The organism is Staphylococcus sp. HMSC057A08, from assembly GCF_001812925.1.
Lineage (GTDB): Bacteria > Bacillota > Bacilli > Staphylococcales > Staphylococcaceae > Staphylococcus > Staphylococcus hominis.
Genome location: NZ_KV810857.1, coordinates 130,311 through 148,222 on the forward strand (window position 1 = coordinate 130,311; position 17,912 = coordinate 148,222).

Annotated in this window: 16 protein-coding genes; 11 read left to right on the top strand and 5 right to left on the bottom strand. The window is 30.7% G+C overall.

Annotated features, from left to right (window positions below; genetic code table 11):
* Window positions 1-29 precede the first annotated feature (29 nt).
* The 3 genes from HMPREF2881_RS07855 to HMPREF2881_RS07865 all read left to right on the top strand — a co-directional run bounded on the left by HMPREF2881_RS07855 (window position 30) and on the right by HMPREF2881_RS07865 (window position 2,671).
* Window positions 30-896: an EMYY motif lipoprotein gene (locus tag HMPREF2881_RS07855; RefSeq protein WP_002449074.1), complete on the top strand. Its 867-nt coding sequence runs from the start codon at window positions 30-32 to the stop codon at window positions 894-896.
* Between the two features lie 126 nt (window positions 897-1,022).
* The gene (gene ytxJ, locus HMPREF2881_RS07860) at window positions 1,023-1,343 is read left to right on the top strand and encodes a bacillithiol system redox-active protein YtxJ (protein WP_002449093.1); all 321 of its coding nucleotides are present in this window, start codon (window positions 1,023-1,025) and stop codon (window positions 1,341-1,343) included.
* 203 nt (window positions 1,344-1,546) lie between these two features.
* Window positions 1,547-2,671, top strand: a complete 1,125-nt coding sequence (locus HMPREF2881_RS07865; protein ID WP_002449068.1) for a glycerate kinase — start codon at window positions 1,547-1,549, stop codon at window positions 2,669-2,671.
* Between the two features lie 45 nt (window positions 2,672-2,716).
* Here HMPREF2881_RS07865 and pepT read toward each other — a convergent pair whose 3' ends face one another.
* The 4 genes from pepT to HMPREF2881_RS07885 all read right to left on the bottom strand — a co-directional run bounded on the left by pepT (window position 2,717) and on the right by HMPREF2881_RS07885 (window position 6,511).
* Window positions 2,717-3,946: a peptidase T gene (gene pepT, locus HMPREF2881_RS07870; protein WP_002448057.1), complete on the bottom strand. Its 1,230-nt coding sequence runs from the start codon at window positions 3,944-3,946 to the stop codon at window positions 2,717-2,719.
* A 14-nt stretch (window positions 3,947-3,960) separates the two neighbouring features.
* The gene (locus HMPREF2881_RS07875) at window positions 3,961-4,455 is read right to left on the bottom strand and encodes a threonine/serine exporter family protein (protein ID WP_002448047.1); all 495 of its coding nucleotides are present in this window, start codon (window positions 4,453-4,455) and stop codon (window positions 3,961-3,963) included.
* A gap of 16 nt (window positions 4,456-4,471) precedes the next feature.
* Window positions 4,472-5,233, bottom strand: coding sequence for a threonine/serine exporter family protein (locus HMPREF2881_RS07880; protein WP_002448186.1), 762 nt, complete (start codon window positions 5,231-5,233; stop codon window positions 4,472-4,474).
* Window positions 5,234-5,440: 207 nt separating this feature from the next.
* Window positions 5,441-6,511, bottom strand: a complete 1,071-nt coding sequence (locus tag HMPREF2881_RS07885; protein ID WP_002448119.1) for a GGDEF domain-containing protein GdpS — start codon at window positions 6,509-6,511, stop codon at window positions 5,441-5,443.
* Window positions 6,512-6,883: 372 nt separating this feature from the next.
* Here HMPREF2881_RS07885 and HMPREF2881_RS07890 point away from each other — a divergent pair, with 372 nt between their 5' ends.
* On the top strand, window positions 6,884-7,957 hold the full coding sequence (locus HMPREF2881_RS07890) for a glycosyltransferase family 4 protein (protein ID WP_002488322.1): 1,074 nt from the start codon (window positions 6,884-6,886) through the stop codon (window positions 7,955-7,957).
* A 64-nt stretch (window positions 7,958-8,021) separates the two neighbouring features.
* Here HMPREF2881_RS07890 and HMPREF2881_RS07895 read toward each other — a convergent pair whose 3' ends face one another.
* A complete protein-coding gene (locus HMPREF2881_RS07895; protein WP_002448090.1) occupies window positions 8,022-8,663 on the bottom strand; it encodes a YigZ family protein in 642 nt (213 codons plus the stop codon).
* Between the two features lie 140 nt (window positions 8,664-8,803).
* On the opposite strand from HMPREF2881_RS07895, the gene fakB1 reads away from it, so the two are divergent.
* The 7 genes from fakB1 (at window position 8,804) to HMPREF2881_RS07930 (ending at window position 17,704) form a co-directional block, all read left to right on the top strand.
* Entirely contained in the window at window positions 8,804-9,670 is an 867-nt protein-coding gene (gene fakB1, locus HMPREF2881_RS07900) for a fatty acid kinase binding subunit FakB1 (RefSeq protein ID WP_002448078.1), read from the top strand.
* A gap of 306 nt (window positions 9,671-9,976) precedes the next feature.
* Complete coding sequence (locus HMPREF2881_RS07905) at window positions 9,977-11,059, top strand: DNA/RNA helicase (RefSeq protein WP_002448127.1); 1,083 nt, start codon at window positions 9,977-9,979, stop codon at window positions 11,057-11,059.
* Window positions 11,052-11,729 carry a ComF family protein gene (locus tag HMPREF2881_RS07910; RefSeq protein WP_002448152.1) on the top strand — a complete coding sequence of 226 codons (678 nt, stop codon included), beginning with the start codon at window positions 11,052-11,054 and terminating at the stop codon, window positions 11,727-11,729. Before HMPREF2881_RS07905 ends, HMPREF2881_RS07910 begins: the two co-directional genes overlap by 8 nt.
* Before the next feature lie 60 nt (window positions 11,730-11,789).
* Entirely contained in the window at window positions 11,790-12,365 is a 576-nt protein-coding gene (gene hpf, locus HMPREF2881_RS07915; RefSeq protein WP_002448103.1) for a ribosome hibernation-promoting factor, HPF/YfiA family, read from the top strand.
* A gap of 462 nt (window positions 12,366-12,827) precedes the next feature.
* A complete protein-coding gene (gene secA, locus HMPREF2881_RS07920; protein WP_070653684.1) occupies window positions 12,828-15,365 on the top strand; it encodes a preprotein translocase subunit SecA in 2,538 nt (845 codons plus the stop codon).
* 114 nt (window positions 15,366-15,479) lie between these two features.
* Window positions 15,480-16,593 (top strand): peptide chain release factor 2 gene (gene prfB / locus HMPREF2881_RS07925; protein WP_100066499.1). Its coding sequence is split into 2 segments (ribosomal slippage): window positions 15,480-15,551 and window positions 15,553-16,593, totalling 1,113 coding nucleotides; the frame shifts between segments, so codons are not numbered across the junction.
* Window positions 16,594-16,813: 220 nt separating this feature from the next.
* Window positions 16,814-17,704, top strand: coding sequence for a CHAP domain-containing protein (locus HMPREF2881_RS07930; RefSeq protein WP_002448211.1), 891 nt, complete (start codon window positions 16,814-16,816; stop codon window positions 17,702-17,704).
* The last annotated feature ends 208 nt before the right edge of the window (window positions 17,705-17,912 follow it).

The window sequence follows — 17,912 nt, forward strand, 5'->3', positions numbered from 1 at the left end:
TGTATAATACGGGTGTTAGGAGTGCAAAAATGAAAAAATTAATAATACTTTCATTATGTTCACTATACTGTTTGATACTTTCTGGTTGTGGTCAGAATAATAACGAAGATTTAAATCGCTTCAAACAACACCTATCTAAAGTAGAGACCAAGCAAAAAAGCGTGGAAAAAGTGATGAATCAATTAGAGCTGAACCGTTTAAATGATATAAGTAAAACCGATACAACAGATAAAAATAAAAAGTCATTTGAACGACTACAGAAAAATATAAATCACCGTTTAGTGCTTGAGTTTAAAGAGTATGAAAAAGAAGCTAAACATCTTCCGGCTAAGACAAATAAAACTCGTCAATTAAAGAAAGATTATTTAAATCATGTGAGTAAGCAACATCAATCTATAAATGAAATTAAATCATTTGTAGATTTATATAATCAATCAGTTGTGGAAAATGAAAAAATTCTAAATTATACACATTCATTTGAAATAAATAGAGCACTAGTAGAAAAAGATATACGTAAAACAAATAATCAAGAAAATGCACATCTATTAAAATCTAAAATTGAAAACAATAATCGTAATTTACGAAAAACTGCTCAAAAATATTTAGAAAAAGATAATTATCCTACTTCAAAAGCAATTAATGAGCATATAAAACCACTGATACAAAAACAGATTAAAGATTTAAATCAGACTAATATTACAGATTCACATGTAAACAATGCTCGTAAAAATGCGATAGAAATGTACTATAATTTACTTAATTATTATGAGACACGTGAAACAACTATTAAGATTGAAGATCAACTTTCAAAAATTAATGTTGAGAAACTGCCTAAAACGGGTAAAGATTTAAGTAAGGGAAATCACAACTTTAAAACAAAATTAGAAAAAGTATAGCAAAACGAATAAAACCTAAATTTAAATTTTTGGTTAACATTATATGATGAAATGTGTATAATTGTAGCCATTGAGAAGTTTAATTTAAAAAAAGGGACAAAGTTAAAAAATTTAGAGGTGAATAGAATGGCTATAAAGCTGAGTTCGATTGACCAGTTTGAACAAGTATTAGAAGAACATAACGATGTATTTGTATTAAAACATAGTGACACATGTCCAATTTCAGCTGCAGCATTTGATCAATTTAATAAGTTTTTATATGAAAGAGACATAGATGGATATTATCTAGTAGTTCAAGAAGAAAGAAAACTTTCTGATTATATTGCTGAAAAGACAAATGTGAAACATGAATCACCACAAGCTTTTTATTTTGTAGATGGAAAAGCTGTATGGAATGCTAGTCATAGTGATATTAATGTATCTACATTAGCACAAGCTGAAGAATAAGAAAGATAATATATCGATTTAAGAGTCTGGTACATTTTTTGTTACCAGCTCTTTATTATATCTACATTTTTATCATTTTAAATGACTTTTATATTTATAAAATGTAAAAAATGAAATATGCGATGAACCTATGTATAATGTGAAAGTGAAGTTATAACGTATGAATTTAAGAAAGATAGAAAGTGGCATGAGGTGAAAATAGAATGAAAATTTTAGTAGCCATGGATGAATTTAACGGTATTATTTCGAGTTATCAAGCGAATCGTTATGTGGAAGAGGCAATAGCAAGTCAAATTGATCATGCAGATATTGTACAGGTACCTTTATTTAACGGACGTCATGAATTATTAAATTCAGTATTTCTTTGGCACTCAGGTACAAAATATAAAGTGAATGTTCATGATGCCGATATGAATGAGATTGAAACGATATATGGACAAACTGAAGAAGGTACTGTAATTATTGAAAGTAATTTATTTTCAAAAGGTCATAAAGCAATTGAACAACGTACTAGTTTTGGGTTAGGAGAAGTTATTTTAGATGCATTAAACAAGGACACAGATCATATTATTATATCTTTAGGTGGTATGGATAGTTTTGATGGTGGCGTAGGGATGCTACAAGCTTTAGGAGCTAAATTTTATGATGATGAAAATAGAGAACTTGACGCACGAGAAGGCGCACAAATGATTAAGTTCATTCGTCATATTGACATTTCTGGACTGCCTAGTACATTGGAAAATGTCAGACTACAAGTGATGACGGATTTTTCTAGTAAGTTGTATGGAAAAAATAGTGAAATTATGAAATTAAGCTATAACCATCAAATTCCACACAAAAAAGCAGTGGAAATTGATAATTTAATTTGGTACTTAAATGAGATTATGAAAAATGAATTACATATTGCTTTAGGACCTATTGAACGTGGCGGAGCCGGTGGCGGTATAGCTGCGGTGTTGAAAGCATTATACAACACAGAAATTTTAACGAGTCATGAACTAGTAAATCAAATTACACATTTAGATGAGTTAGTATCTCAGGCAGATTTAATTATCTTTGGAGAGGGTTTAAAAGAAGAAGATCATATGCTTGAAACAACCACATTGACTATTGCGGAACTTACAGAAAAATATCACAAACCATCTATTGCAATTTGTGCGACTAATGATAAGTTTGATATATTTAATCATCATCGCGTAACAGCCATGTTTAATACATTTATTGAAATGCCGAAAACATACACAGATTTTAAAATGGGTCTTCAAATTAGACATTATACAGTTCAAGCTTTACGATTATTAAAAACTACAGCTAAGGGAATAAAATAAATAAAAAAGTTTAGTTCAAAGAATGAACTAAACTTTTTTTATTTATTATTTTTCATATTGTGTTACTTCTTGAGCAATACCAATAATCACTTGTACTGCTTTTTCCATTACATCGATAGAAGCATATTCAAATGGACCATGGAAGTTTCCACATCCTGTAAAAATATTAGGTGTAGGTAAACCTTTAAATGAAAGCTGAGAACCATCAGTACCACCACGTATAGGCGCAGTATTTGGTTTTATCTCTAAATCTGCAAATACTTTTTTAGGAATATCAATAATATACGGATGTGGCTTAATTTGTTCAGCCATATTATAGTATTGGTCTTCGATATCTACTTTTACTGGATAACCTTCATAATGAATATTAATATCATCACGAATTTCTAAAAGTTTTTTCTTTTTAAGTTCAAAAGATTTTCTATCGTGATCTCTTATAATATATTGTAAAGAAGCTTTTTCAACTGTTCCTTCTATTTTCATTAAATGATAGAATCCTTCATAACCTTCTGTACGTTCTGGTACTTCATTAGCAGGTAGTAGACTATGGAATTGATGTACTAATCCAATAGCATTAACCATTACGTTTTTTGCAGAACCAGGATGAACATTTACACCATGGGCAGTGATTGTTGCTTCTGCTGCATTAAAACTTTCGAATTGTAATTCTCCAAATTCACTGCCATCCATAGTATAGGCAAAATCGGCATTAAAGCGTTCCACATTAAACTTGTGAGGACCACGACCTATTTCTTCATCAGGTGTAAAAGCTATACGTATGCGACCATGTTTAATTTCTGGATGAGTCTGCAAGTATTTTACTGCTTCCATAATTTCTACAACACCTGCTTTATCATCGGCACCGAGTAAAGATGTACCATCTGTAATCATTAGAGTGTGACCTTCTAATTTTTTAAGTTCTGGAAATACATCTTGACTTAATACTCGATTTGTTTGACCTAATTTAATAGGTTGACCATTATAATCTTCTATAATCTGAGGATTAACATTTGTCGCATTAAAATCTGGTGAGGTATCTACATGTGCTAAGAAACCGACCGTAGGAACTTCTTTTTCTATGTTACTTTCTAAAGTGGCAAACAGATAACCATTATTATCCAATTCTGTTTCTAATCCAAAGTCTTGCAGTTCTTTTTGTAATAAATGTAATAAATCCCATTGTTTTTCAGTAGAAGGCGTCGATTTCGATTCGGGATTTGATTGTGTATCTATTTTTACATATCTTGATAATCTATCTATAATCTGTACTTTCATAACGAAACATCCCCTTAGACTCTATTGTTCATATTGTAAGATTTTCTATACGTTTTTCCTTTGATTTTACCATAAAATTGCTTAATACGTGTGTAAATATAGTAGAGAATTTCTGCTACCAATATCCCAAAAGCAATTGAACCAGAAATTAATGTGACCTCTAGAAATGTATTCACAGCATGAGTATAGTCATTAGATACTAAAAATCGTGTTGCTTCATATGCTGTACCACCAGGAACAAGAGGGATTATACCTGGCACAATGAAGATAATCACGGGTCTTTTATAGCGTCGACTCATCACATGACTTAATAAACCAAGAATTAAACTACCTAAAAACGCAGCGCCAACTTTTCCTAAATCCATATCTACAGTATATTGATAAATTGTCCAAGCTAAGGCGCCGACAAATCCACAAGCAAGCAAAAGTCGTTTAGGAGCATTAAATATAATAGAAAAAAGTACTGTTGAAATAAAACTGATAACAAAATGAAATAGATAAAATAACATACATAAACAGCCTTTCTTAAAGAATTAATAAAACAATCGCTACGCCTGCACCAATAGCGAATGATGTTAGTGCAGCTTCTACACCACGAGACATTCCAGCAAGTAGCTCGCCAGCCATTAAATCTCTAATAGCGTTACAAATTAAAATTCCAGGTACTAAGGGCATAACACTAGAAATTGTTATAATATTTTGATTTGTAGCAATGCCTAGTTTAGTAAATGTAACAGCAATTGTAATGACTACTGCTGATGCTACAAATTCAGAAAAGAATTTAATTTGAATGAAACGCTGGACAAAGCTAAAAGTTAAGAACGCAGCGCCGCCAGCTAAAATAGCAATCCAGCAATCAGAAACAACACCGCCAAACATGAGTAAGAAAAAGCCACATGCAATTGCCGCAGCAAAAAAATTCAATAAAAAAGAATATTGTAATGAAGCTTTACTTAAATGAATCAGTTCTGATTTAGCTTCATCAATGGTTAGCTCATTTTTAGCAATCTTTCTAGAAAGACTATTTGTAAGAGCAATTTTTTCTAAATCTGTAGTACGATCTCTAATTCTTATAAGCCTTGTATTTGTTCGATCATTAAGTGAGAAAATGATAGCGGTCGATGTGACAAAGCTATATGTATCATTTAAACCATAACTGTGAGCAATTCGATTCATAGTGTCTTCAACGCGGTAAGTTTCAGCTCCAGATTCTAAGAGAATGCGACCAGCTATTAATACAACATCAATCACCTTATTTTCATCGATAATAGTGATTGAATTATTCATAAAAGCACCTCCACAATAATTAAAATATATAATGATTTTCGTGTATATCTATAATATTCTTCGCTTGTATTAATACTTTATTACTAAATCAGTCATTTTAAAAGTAGAATAACAAATAAATAATATAGATGTTAAAAGAGTATAAAAAAGAGATGCAACAGAATTCATTTCGAATTCCACGTTCCATCTCAAATTAAATCGTAACGTCTATAATTTAATTATAGGATTAAACATTACTTGATTACGACCTTCTTTTTTAGCTACATGGACCATATCATCGGCGTCTTTAAATACTTTACGTTGAGATTTATATTCATCTGGAGATAAATAACCAACGCCAATAGATACAGATAGTTTTATAACTTCCTTATTAGGTAAATGGAACGAAGATTTTTCGACTGCCATCCTAATATTTTCAGCAAGTTTCACACTTTGATCTAAAGAATAATCGAAGATGACAATAGAAAATTCTTCACCGCCATTACGGAAGATTTTAAATTGATGTGGTACATAATTTTTAAGCAATTGAGACATTTGTTTTAGTACAGCGTCTCCTGCTTTATGAGTATATGTATCATTAACATCTTTAAATCCGTCAATGTCAACGAGTAAAAGTGCGAGACTAGTATGTTCTATTTCGGCTTTTTGAGAAATCTTATTTAAATGTCTATCAAATTCTTTTACATTACCTAAACCTGTTAAATAATCATACTTATCCTCATTTTCGTACCGTGTAACAAGCGAAAAGAAATGCCAGATATCAACAAAGGTAACAGCAGAAGTAATCGTTAGTACGAATGAAATAGGTATAAGTATAATTAATTCAGTTAAATCATATAAAGTTGTGAAGATAGATAAAACAAAAATAATAACAATACTGATAGCATTTAAAATAATTAAAGCAATAATATCATTTTTTTTAAGAAACGGCCCAATTAAACTAACAATAATACCTATTATAATAAGAACGACGCTATAAAAAAATGAATTTCCGAATAAAAATATATCCACTAGACTTATGATAAGTGAGGCAATAAAAGTGTAACCGACGTTTGTATAGCGACCAAGGAATAGTAACGGAACAAAAGTTAGACGAATAAGATATTGATGATGAAAAGGAATAGGGTAAGCTGTTATTAGTAATGCCACCAAAGTCATTAAAATTGTGACATAACCTTTAGAAAATATCATGATTTTATTTTCTGAATATTGTAATCGATGGAATAAATAAATTCCAGCTACCATAACGGCAATATTGTAAATAGTTGCTTCAAACATATTGGGATCGACTCCTTTAAATTAACCATTAGTAATTGTAAGTGAAAACTTACTATTTGTCATTAAGTTGTTTGTTATAAAATATATATTATGAATTTCAGATAGACTTTCATGTTCAAATTTATAACAAAATGATATGATATAAAAAATACGTATCTTTACAAAAAATTTACAATTAATTTTAATTAGTTTATGATACATGATTAAAAGTGGTCTGTTTAATGAATAGATTATTACGAAGAAAATAAACAGACTAATAATATATAAAATTGAAAAAGTATATATACTACTATAGTCTAATTTAAAAAATTGATAATAATTGTTTAAATAGTATAGATGAAAAAATAACAGGAATATATTGAAGGTGAACTGATGTATACTTTATTACTTATTGTTGTAACATTGGTAATCAGTTTAATAATAACGCCTATTATAATAAAGGTTTCTTTTAAATTTAATTTAGTAGATCGACCTAACTATAGAAAAGTACATACAAAACCAATATCAGTCATGGGAGGTACTGTCATACTACTTTCATTTCTTATTGGTTTATGGTTAGGCCATCCCATAGAGAGGGCAGTTAAACCTTTGGTAATTGGTTTAATTATTATGTATTTTGTAGGCATCATTGATGATATTTATGATTTGAAGCCAATTTTAAAGTTAATTGGACAAATTATAGCGGCATCAGTTGTTGTTTTTTACGGGATTACCATAGATTTTATTTCTTTTCCAATTGGTCCAACCATTCATTTTGGTATTTTAAGTATACCGATTACAATTATATGGATTGTAGCAATAACAAATGCAATAAATTTAATAGATGGTTTAGATGGTTTGGCATCAGGTGTGTCAGTTATTGGTTTAACTACCATTGGTTTCATAGCTATATTACAAGGAAATGTATTTATCATTATGATTTGTAGTTTGCTGATTGGCGCATTACTTGGCTTCTTATTCTTTAATTTCCATCCTGCTACAATCTTTTTAGGCGATAGTGGAGCATTAATGATTGGATTTATTATTGGCTTTTTATCCTTACTAGGTTTTAAAAATATCACATTTATTTCTTTATTCTTCCCAATTGTTATTTTAGCGGTACCATTTATTGATACCTTATTTGCAATGATTAGAAGAGTGAGAAATGGTCAACACATTATGCAAGCAGATAAATCACATTTACATCATAAACTTCTTGCATTAGGATATACACATCGTCAAACAGTATTACTGATATACTCTATTGCGATTATGTTTAGTTTATCGAGTATTATATTGTATTTATCTCAACCATTAGGTGTATTACTAATGTTTATCTTAATCGTCATCACAATTGAACTCATCGTTGAATTTACTGGTTTAATAGATGATAGTTATCGTCCTATTCTTAATTTAATTTCTAAAAAAAATGACGATGCATCTCGCCATAAGACAAACTATAAATAATATTTTTATTCACTTATTTACAAAAGCCAGCAATCTTAAGCGTTTGCTGGCTTTTGTAATTTAATTAATTTGTTTCAATATCAAAAGGTAATTGCTTAGGTGTATCTTTTTCTAAATCATATTGACTTGCTGTATTACGGTTTAAAAATTCGATAAATGAATCGTATTCTGTTTCTAAAACATCAATCTTATAACTCACTTTATCAGTGTAAACTTTGTCTCTTAGAAAAAAAGAAGTTGAAGCAAGTTCATACTCAAATTTACCTGTTAAGTCATAATTAATGGTAACAGTAGTGGGAATAGCATTTCTTAATTCTACACGGCCGATATCGTAAATCACATCTCGTACTGCACCACTATATGCACGAATTAATCCGCCACCGCCAAGTTTAATGCCACCAAAATACCGAGTAACTACCACACAAGCATTGTGAATATCCAGTTTTTTTAATATTTCAAGCATAGGAATACCTGCTGTTCCTGTTGGTTCTCCATCATCGTTGGCTTTTTGTATATTCATTTGATTGCCAACAGTGTATGCAGAACAATTATGTGTTGCTTCTTTATGAGTTTGTTTTACTTCTTCTATAAACATCTTAGCCTCATCTTCTGAGGAAACAGGTTTGATATGAGCAATAAATCGAGATTTATTAATTGTATTTTCAATAATATGTTCTTTTTTTATAGTAATAACACGATCACTCAATTGATAAATACCTCCACGATATGATTAATATGAATTTTATTATACACGTTTGTTTTCTTTTAGATAAATAATTGATTATGAATTTCCTTTTTTATTAAAATAATTTATAATACTGGTGAGTATAATTGAGGAGGACGATTATGAAAATTGCAGTAATGACAGACTCTACTGCGAATCTGCCAAAACATATTATTGAAAAATATCAGATACCAGTTGCACCACTGAGTGTAACATTTGATGATGGGGAAACATTTACTGAACATCCAGATCTTTCAAAAGAATCTTTTTATAAAAAAATGGCCGCATCTAAAACAATTCCTACAACAAGTCAACCAGCTATTGGTGAATGGATAAAGAACTACGAGGAATTGAGAGATAAAGGTTATACAGATGTTATCGTCTTTAATTTATCAAGTGGTATTAGTGGGAGTTATCAATCAGCAACACAAGCAGGTGAAATGGTAGATGGCATTCAAGTCCACACATTTGATACAAGATTAGCTTCTATGGTTGAAGGCAGCTATGTGATTTATACATTAAAATTGATTGAAGACGGAGCAACCCCTAACGAAATTATTGAGGAATTAACGTCTATTCGTAAAGATACAGGTGCATACTTATTTGTTGATGATTTAAAAAATTTACAAAAAAGTGGTCGTATTACTGGTGCCCAAGCATGGATTGGAACACTTTTACAAATGAAGCCAGTGCTTAAGTTTGAAGAAGATGGAAAAATTCATCCTTTAGAAAAAGTACGTACACGTAAGCGAGCTTATAATTCTATAGAACAACATGCACTTGATATTGCGAAAAATATTAATGATGTAACAGTGTTTGTGATTAATGGAGATAAAACAAAAGAGGGTAAAGATTTTTGTGCTAAATTAAAAGAGAAATATTCAAACATTAATATTCAATATTGTGAATATGGACCAGTCATTGCATCTCATTTAGGTTCAGGTGGAATCGGAGTTGGATATTTCCCAAGAAAAATTGTAATCGAATAAGATGAAGGTCTAATCGTTAAAAGTGAGAACATGGAGGGCTAAGGTACCCATCTCCTTTTCGATTAGACTTTTTTTATTTTAATAAGGAAGTGATGAAATATTAAATATTATGGAAGATTAGTATCTTCAGAAATAGAATTAAAAGATGAAATAATCAGTGAGAAAACGTTAGGTATCGTAAAGAGTTCAAAAGGATATCGATGTATTCAATGTGGTAATGAAGATAGTGCTCATTTCTATCAATATTTTTCCTCTATTCTTAATAAAGAAGTAATATATTGTCGACAATGTATACATCTAGGAAGAATGGATAATATTACTGAATATAAAATCATTAAAAGTAAAAATGTTAAATCAGAGGGATTATATACATTATCTTTTAAATTATCTGAACAGCAATGTTATGCATCTGAAAAAATCTTATCTGCTATAGAAAACTGTGAAAACTTACTATTATATGCGGTAACTGGTGCAGGAAAAACAGAGATGATATATGAGGGTATTAGCTTATCACGTAAAAGAGGATTTAATGTAGCAGTCATCTCTCCAAGAGTAGATGTAGTAATAGAGATTAGCCAGCGTATTAAAGAAGTTTTTTTGAAAGAAAATATTGACGTATTGCATCAATCAAGTAAACAACAATATAACGGACATTTTGTAATTTGTACTATCCATCAACTATATCGATTTAAAAATCACTTTGAAGTTATTTTTGTCGATGAAGTTGATGCATTTCCGCTTCCTATGGATCATCATCTACAAAATGCTATTAAACAAGCGGCTAAACCGCTATCTACATTGATTTATATGACTGCAACGCCACCTAGACATTTACTGCATCAAATACCAAAACATCGCATTATACAGTTACCTGCTCGCTTTCATAGACACCCATTACCAGTTCCAAAATTTAAATATTTTAAATTAAATATGAATCGTACTCAAAGTTTTTTAAAGTACATGTTATTAAATCAGATTGAACATAAAAGATTTACGTTAGTATTTTTTAATAATATAGAAAATATGATTAAGATATCCGAATACTATAAAAAAATATTTTCAGATTTGATATGTATTTCAAGTGAAGATGCTTTACGTTTTGAAAAAGTGAAAGCACTTCGTGAAGGAAAACATCGAATTGTTTTTACAACAACAATTTTAGAACGTGGATTTACTATGGCTCAATTAGACGTTATCGTAATTAATGCAGATACATTTGAAAAGGCTGCATTAGTACAAATTGCTGGAAGAGTTGGACGTAAACAAGAAGCTCCCACAGGAAAGGTATTATTTCTTCATGAAGGTGTGAGTATATCAATGTTGATGGCTAAAAAAGATATTACAAAAATGAATAAATTAGGGATTCAAAGAGGGTGGATTGATGAATAAATGTATTCAGTGTGCTACTCCTATTCACGAAGAACTATCTATATTTAATTTTTATAAATCACCACAACAATTTTGTGAAACATGCACAAAACAATGGCAAGCCATTAAACTTGATATCAATGATAAAAAAAGATGTACAAGATGTCTTAATTATAAAATAAAAGTAAGTGATGAATGTTTAGACTGTAAATGTCTCAATCAACAATTTACTCTAATGTCACAACTGTATTGTGAATATAAATATGATGGAATAATGAAAGAAACGATTCATCATTACAAATTTATGAAGGATTACTATTTAGCTGAGGTTTTAGCTTCAAAGTTAACATTGCCTAAAACGTCATATGACTATATTGTCCCTATCCCATCCCCTTATAAAAGAGATGAACATCGAACGTTTAATCCAGTAACCACTGTTTTGGACAAAATGGGGGTAAGCTATATAGAATTATTAGGAACACGTTCACGACCTAAGCAATCAAGACTTGGAAAAAGAGAGCGATTTAAAGCTGACAATCCGTTCTATCTTAAAGAAAATATAGATATTACGAATAAAAATATTTTACTGATTGATGATATCTATACTACCGGTTTGACAGTTCATTATGCGGGGAGTGTATTATGTAATAAAAAAGTCAGAAAATTCAAAGTGTTTGCGTTTTCAAGATGACTTAAACATGATATTATAATAGTAAGAATACCAATATTAGAGGTTAAAGGAGAGATAACTATGATTAGATTTGAAATTCATGGAGATAACCTCACTATTACAGATGCTATCCGCAACTATATTGAGGAAAAAATTGGTAAACTTGAACGTTATTTTAATAATGTGCCAAATGCAGTTGCACATGTAAAAGTTAAAACGTATCAAAATTCAGCTACTAAAATCGAGGTAACAATTCCTTTGAAAAATGTTACATTGAGAGCTGAAGAACGACACGACGATTTATACGCAGGCATTGATTTAGTTACAAGCAAATTAGAACGTCAAGTTCGTAAATATAAAACGCGTGTGAATCGTAAGAATAGAGATAATGGAGAACCAGAACCATTTATTGCTGAGCAACAAACAGTAGTGAATGAGGATGTGGAAGCGACTTCTGAATCATCAAATGAGAATGAAATAGAAATTATTCGTTCTAAACAGTTTAGCTTAAAACCAATGGATTCTGAAGAAGCAGTATTACAAATGGATTTATTAGGGCATGATTTTTACATTTTTACAGATCGTGAAACAGATGGTACAAGTATTGTGTATCGACGTAAAGATGGTAAATATGGTCTGATTGAAACAACTGAATAGTTGAATGTAGACGTTCTTTACGAAAGTTTAAGTATGAGAGGAGCTATGACTAGAATTGAAAATGCATGACATAGGCACGTATTCAATTCAGTCAATGACTACTCCCTTGTTTAAAGGTACCTGAGACAAGTTGATGTCCCAGGTACTTTTATTATTTAGAAGAGAATAATAAATATTATATGTATCGTACAATGTGAAGAATGAGTATGAAGCTACTATCAACTAGCTATTTTACACTTATTCATGGACGGTATAATCATGCTATGCTAATGTAATGAGGTAATTAAAAATTAAAGGATAGTAAGTTTTTTGAAATAGAAAGAAAGTTTAAATATAAAAGTAATTATTGTACACAATTAAGCATATCGTTTATATGAGTATTTAAGTATAAATTTGAACTTATAAATGATATTATAAATTGTTGTAGGCCAAACAGTTTTTTTAGCTAAAGGAGCGAACATAATGGGATTTTTATCAAAAATTGTTGACGGCAATAAGAAAGAAGTGAAACGTTTAAGTAAAAAAGCTGATGAAGTACTTGCTTTAGAGGAAAAAATGGCGATTTTAACTGACGAAGAAATCAGAAATAAAACAAAGCAATTTCAAGAAGAAGCACAAGCAATTGAAGATGTAAAAAAACAAAATGACTATTTAGATAAAATTTTACCACAAGCATTTGCATTAGTACGTGAAGGTGCAAAACGTGTATTTAACATGTCACCTTATAAAGTCCAAGTTATGGGTGGTATTGCTATTCATAAAGGCGATATTGCAGAAATGAGAACTGGTGAAGGTAAAACATTAACTGCGACAATGCCAACGTATTTAAATGCTTTAGCAGGACGAGGCGTTCATGTTATTACAGTCAATGAATACTTATCTAGTGTTCAAAGTGAAGAAATGGCTGAATTATATGAGTTTTTAGGTTTAACAGTTGGTTTAAATCTAAATAGCAAATCTACTGAAGAAAAACGTGAAGCATACGCAAAAGACATTACTTATAGTACAAATAATGAATTAGGCTTTGATTACTTAAGAGATAATATGGTGAATTATGCGGAAGAACGCGTAATGAGACCATTACATTTTGCTATTATTGATGAGGTTGACTCTATTTTAATAGATGAGGCAAGAACACCGCTAATTATTTCAGGTGAAGCTGAAAAGTCAACGTCTCTTTATACTCAAGCGAATGTTTTTGCTAAGATGTTAAAAGCGGATGAAGATTATAAATATGATGAAAAAACAAAAGTTGTTCATTTAACAGAACAAGGTGCAGATAAAGCAGAACGAATGTTTAAAATTGATAATTTATATGATGTTCAAAATGTAGATATTATTAGTCATATTAATACTGCTTTAAGAGCACATGTGACTTTACAACGCGATGTCGATTACATGGTCGTAGATGGAGAAGTATTAATTGTAGATCAATTCACTGGTCGTACAATGCCTGGACGTCGTTTTTCTGAAGGATTGCATCAAGCTATTGAAGCTAAAGAAGGCGTGAAAATTCAAAATGAATCTAAAACAATGGCTTCAATTACTTTCCAAAACTACTTCCGTATGTATAATAAATTAGCTGGAATGACTGGGACTGCTAAAACTGAAGAGGAAGAGTTCCGTAATATCTATAATATGACAGTAACTCAAATTCCAACGAACAAACCTGTTCAACGTCAAGATAAGTCTGATTTAATTTATATTAGTCAAAAAGGAAAGTTTGATGCAGTTGTAGACGATGTGGTTGAAAAACATAAACAAGGACAACCAGTTTTATTAGGTACTGTTGCAGTAGAAACAAGTGAATACATTTCAAATTTATTGAAAAAACGCGGTATACGTCATGATGTATTAAATGCGAAGAATCATGAAAGAGAAGCTGAAATTGTAGCCAATGCAGGACAAAAAGGTGCAGTTACTATTGCTACTAATATGGCTGGACGTGGAACAGACATTAAATTAGGTGAAGGCGTAGAAGAAATAGGTGGCCTTGCAGTAATAGGCACTGAAAGACATGAATCTCGTCGTATTGATGATCAATTACGTGGTCGTTCAGGTCGTCAAGGAGATAAAGGGGATAGTCGTTTCTACTTATCATTACAAGATGAATTAATGGTTCGTTTTGGTTCTGAAAGACTTCAAAAAATGATGAATCGTTTAGGTATGGATGATTCAACGCCAATAGAATCTAAAATGGTTTCACGCGCAGTTGAATCAGCTCAAAAACGTGTTGAAGGAAATAACTTTGATGCACGTAAACGTATTCTCGAGTATGATGAAGTATTACGTAAACAACGTGAAATTATTTATAATGAACGTAATAGCATTATAGATTCAGAAGATAGTTCAGAAATTGTTATTGCGATGATGCGTACTACTTTACAGAGAGCGATTAACTACTATATTAACGATGAAGACGATAATCCTGATTATGGACCATTTATAAATTATGTTAATGATGTGTTTATTCAAGAAGGAGAATTAACTGAAGAAGAAATTAAAGGTAAAGATTCTGAAGACATTTTTGAAGTGGTATGGACTAAAATTGAAAAAGGTTATGAAAGCCAAAAAGAAAAAATTGGAGATCAAATGCCTGAATTTGAACGTATGATTTTATTACGTTCTATTGATACTCATTGGACTGACCATATTGATACAATGGATCAGTTACGCCAAGGTATACACTTACGTTCATATGCACAACAAAATCCACTTCGTGATTACCAAAATGAAGGACACGAGTTATTTGACTTAATGATGCAAGCTATTGAAGAAGATACGTCTAAATATATATTAAAATCTGTTATTCAAGTAGACGAACAAGTTGAACGTGAAAAAACAACAGATTTTGGCAAGGCACAACACGTATCTGCTGAAGATGGCAAAGAAAAAGCAAAAAAACAACCTATTGTAAAAGGTGAAAAAATCGGACGTAATGATCCTTGTCCTTGTGGTAGTGGTAAAAAATATAAAAATTGCCATGGTAAAGAAGATTAATATCAAGTAATTATAATTAGGCGAGATCGAGACGTATATTGCTTATCATTTAAAAGCTTTTGTCGCGATCTCGTATTTTATTTAAAGAATTTATAAATAAAGGAGACATATATAGTGGAATTATCAGAAATCAAACGTAATATTGATGAATATAATAATGATTTAGAACAAATTAGGGGGTCTCTTTGACTTAGAAAATAAAGAAACAAATATTCAAGAATATGAAGAAATGATGACAGAACCAGACTTTTGGGATAACCAAAATAAAGCTCAAGATGTTATTGATAAAAATAATGCATTAAAATCGATAGTTAATGGTTACTATGAGCTCAATCATAAATTAGAAGATATGGATGCAACATGGGAATTACTTCAAGAGGAATATGATGATGAAATCAAAGAAGATTTAGAACAAGATATTGTATCATTCAGAGAACAAATCGATCAGTTTGAATTACAATTATTATTAGATGGTCCACATGATGCAAATAATGCTATTTTAGAGTTGCATCCTGGTGCTGGAGGGACCGAATCTCAAGACTGGGCTAGCATGTTATTAAGAATGTACCAAAGATATGGTGAACAACAAGGCTTTAAAATAGAAACCATCGATTATTTACCAGGTGATGAAGCGGGAGTAAAAAGCGTTACATTATTGATTAAAGGTCATAACGCCTACGGTTACTTAAAAGCAGAAAAAGGAGTACACCGACTTGTAAGAATTTCACCTTTTGATTCATCTGGAAGACGTCATACGTCATTTGCTTCTTGTGATGTTATACCAGAATTTGATAATGATGAGATAGAAATAGAAATTAATCCTGATGATATTACAGTAGATACATTTAGAGCATCAGGTGCAGGTGGACAACATATCAATAAAACAGAGTCTGCAATCCGTATTACTCATCATCCAACCGGAATTGTAGTGAATAACCAAAATGAACGTTCTCAAATCAAGAACCGTGAAGCTGCAATGAAAATGTTGAAATCTAAATTATATCAATTGAAGTTAGAAGAGCAAGAACGTGAAATGGCAGAAATTCGTGGTGAACAAAAAGAAATAGGATGGGGTAGTCAAATTCGTTCGTATGTATTCCATCCATATTCTATGGTAAAAGATCATCGTACAAATGAAGAGACTGCTAAGGTAGATGCAGTAATGGATGGAGATATTGCGCCATTTATAGAAGCTTATTTACGACAAACGATGTCACAAAATGATTGATTGAGTTGTTTATTAATAAAAAATAAAATTTTAAAATCTAAATAAATCTAACTTTAAAATGTAATTCGTGACTTGTAATATTACTAATTTAATCAATTTAAACTAATTTAGGAGTGTTATTTAACCTTTATATTACAAGGTTTTAACATTCCTCTTTTTTAATGTTGTTTATGCTAAAGTATTAATGAACAAGCATACACTACAGCAAAGGAATGACAACATGTTAAAAAAATCAATGACTGTAACATTTGCTTCAATTGCAGCAATTACAGGTTTAAATACGTTAGCACATGCACAACAAACACACATTGTTAAAGAAAAAACAAATGTAGAAGCATTGGCACAACAATTTTCTACAACTGCAGATGAGATAAAAAAATTAAATCATATAGGTAATGAGGAAGTTGAAAAAGATATTTCAATAGTTGTACCTGATAAAGATATTGTTGAAGTTAAATCTGGTGATACATTAAACAACATTGCGAATGCTCATCATTTAACATTAGATGAATTATATGCATTTAATCCAGGAGTAAAACCGTTAATTCATCCTGGTGATTTAATCGCAGTAAGTGACAAAGGTTCAGCAACATTAGAAAGTCAATTGATAAGTGATAGTAGTGTATATGCTACGCCTTATTCAAGTGAAACTGAAACTGCACCATTAAGCTATAATAGCGCTGAAACTGCGTCATATGTAGCGTCTCCATCATATGTTACTAGTAATAATTACAATACTGAAACAGTAAGTGCACCAGTATATTATAATAATAGCGCTTTAAATAACCAAGGTAATCATTATTATTTTGGTAACTGTACATATTATGCATTTGATCGTAGACAACAATTAGGACGTTCAGTAGGGAGCTATTGGGGAAATGCAAATAATTGGGCAAGCTCAGCTAGAAATGCTGGTTTAGTGGTCGATCATCGTCCAGAAGTAGGTGCTGTTTTCCAAACACCAGCGGGTTATTATGGTCACGTGGGCATCGTAGAACGTGTGAACAATGATGGTTCGTTTTATGTTTCAGAGATGAATTGGAATGGTCATTTCAATGATGTTACAAATAGAACAATTTATAATTCGTCTAGTTATAATTTTATACATTAAATTTTCAAAGGATTTATAATGTTAAAGCATCAACAAATCTTATGTTTTGTTGATGTTTTTTTAGTTATTAATAATGCAATGTATTGTTTAAAAAAAGAAATAAAAGTTATGAAATTATCACAATTAAAACTTTTTACTAAACGATTGATTGATATAATAAATACAAGTATAATTTCTATTTAATAATATAAGGAGGTATAACCGCATT

Coding starts and splice junctions, on each gene's coding strand:
- HMPREF2881_RS07855 (WP_002449074.1), top strand. CDS start 30: ATGAAAAAATTAATAATACTTTCATTATGTTCACTATACTGTTTGATA.
- ytxJ (WP_002449093.1), top strand. CDS start 1,023: ATGGCTATAAAGCTGAGTTCGATTGACCAGTTTGAACAAGTATTAGAA.
- HMPREF2881_RS07865 (WP_002449068.1), top strand. CDS start 1,547: ATGAAAATTTTAGTAGCCATGGATGAATTTAACGGTATTATTTCGAGT.
- pepT (WP_002448057.1), bottom strand. CDS start 3,946: ATGAAAGTACAGATTATAGATAGATTATCAAGATATGTAAAAATAGAT.
- HMPREF2881_RS07875 (WP_002448047.1), bottom strand. CDS start 4,455: ATGTTATTTTATCTATTTCATTTTGTTATCAGTTTTATTTCAACAGTA.
- HMPREF2881_RS07880 (WP_002448186.1), bottom strand. CDS start 5,233: ATGAATAATTCAATCACTATTATCGATGAAAATAAGGTGATTGATGTT.
- HMPREF2881_RS07885 (WP_002448119.1), bottom strand. CDS start 6,511: ATGTTTGAAGCAACTATTTACAATATTGCCGTTATGGTAGCTGGAATT.
- HMPREF2881_RS07890 (WP_002488322.1), top strand. CDS start 6,884: ATGTATACTTTATTACTTATTGTTGTAACATTGGTAATCAGTTTAATA.
- fakB1 (WP_002448078.1), top strand. CDS start 8,804: ATGAAAATTGCAGTAATGACAGACTCTACTGCGAATCTGCCAAAACAT.
- HMPREF2881_RS07905 (WP_002448127.1), top strand. CDS start 9,977: ATGGATAATATTACTGAATATAAAATCATTAAAAGTAAAAATGTTAAA.
- HMPREF2881_RS07910 (WP_002448152.1), top strand. CDS start 11,052: ATGAATAAATGTATTCAGTGTGCTACTCCTATTCACGAAGAACTATCT.
- hpf (WP_002448103.1), top strand. CDS start 11,790: ATGATTAGATTTGAAATTCATGGAGATAACCTCACTATTACAGATGCT.
- secA (WP_070653684.1), top strand. CDS start 12,828: ATGGGATTTTTATCAAAAATTGTTGACGGCAATAAGAAAGAAGTGAAA.
- HMPREF2881_RS07930 (WP_002448211.1), top strand. CDS start 16,814: ATGTTAAAAAAATCAATGACTGTAACATTTGCTTCAATTGCAGCAATT.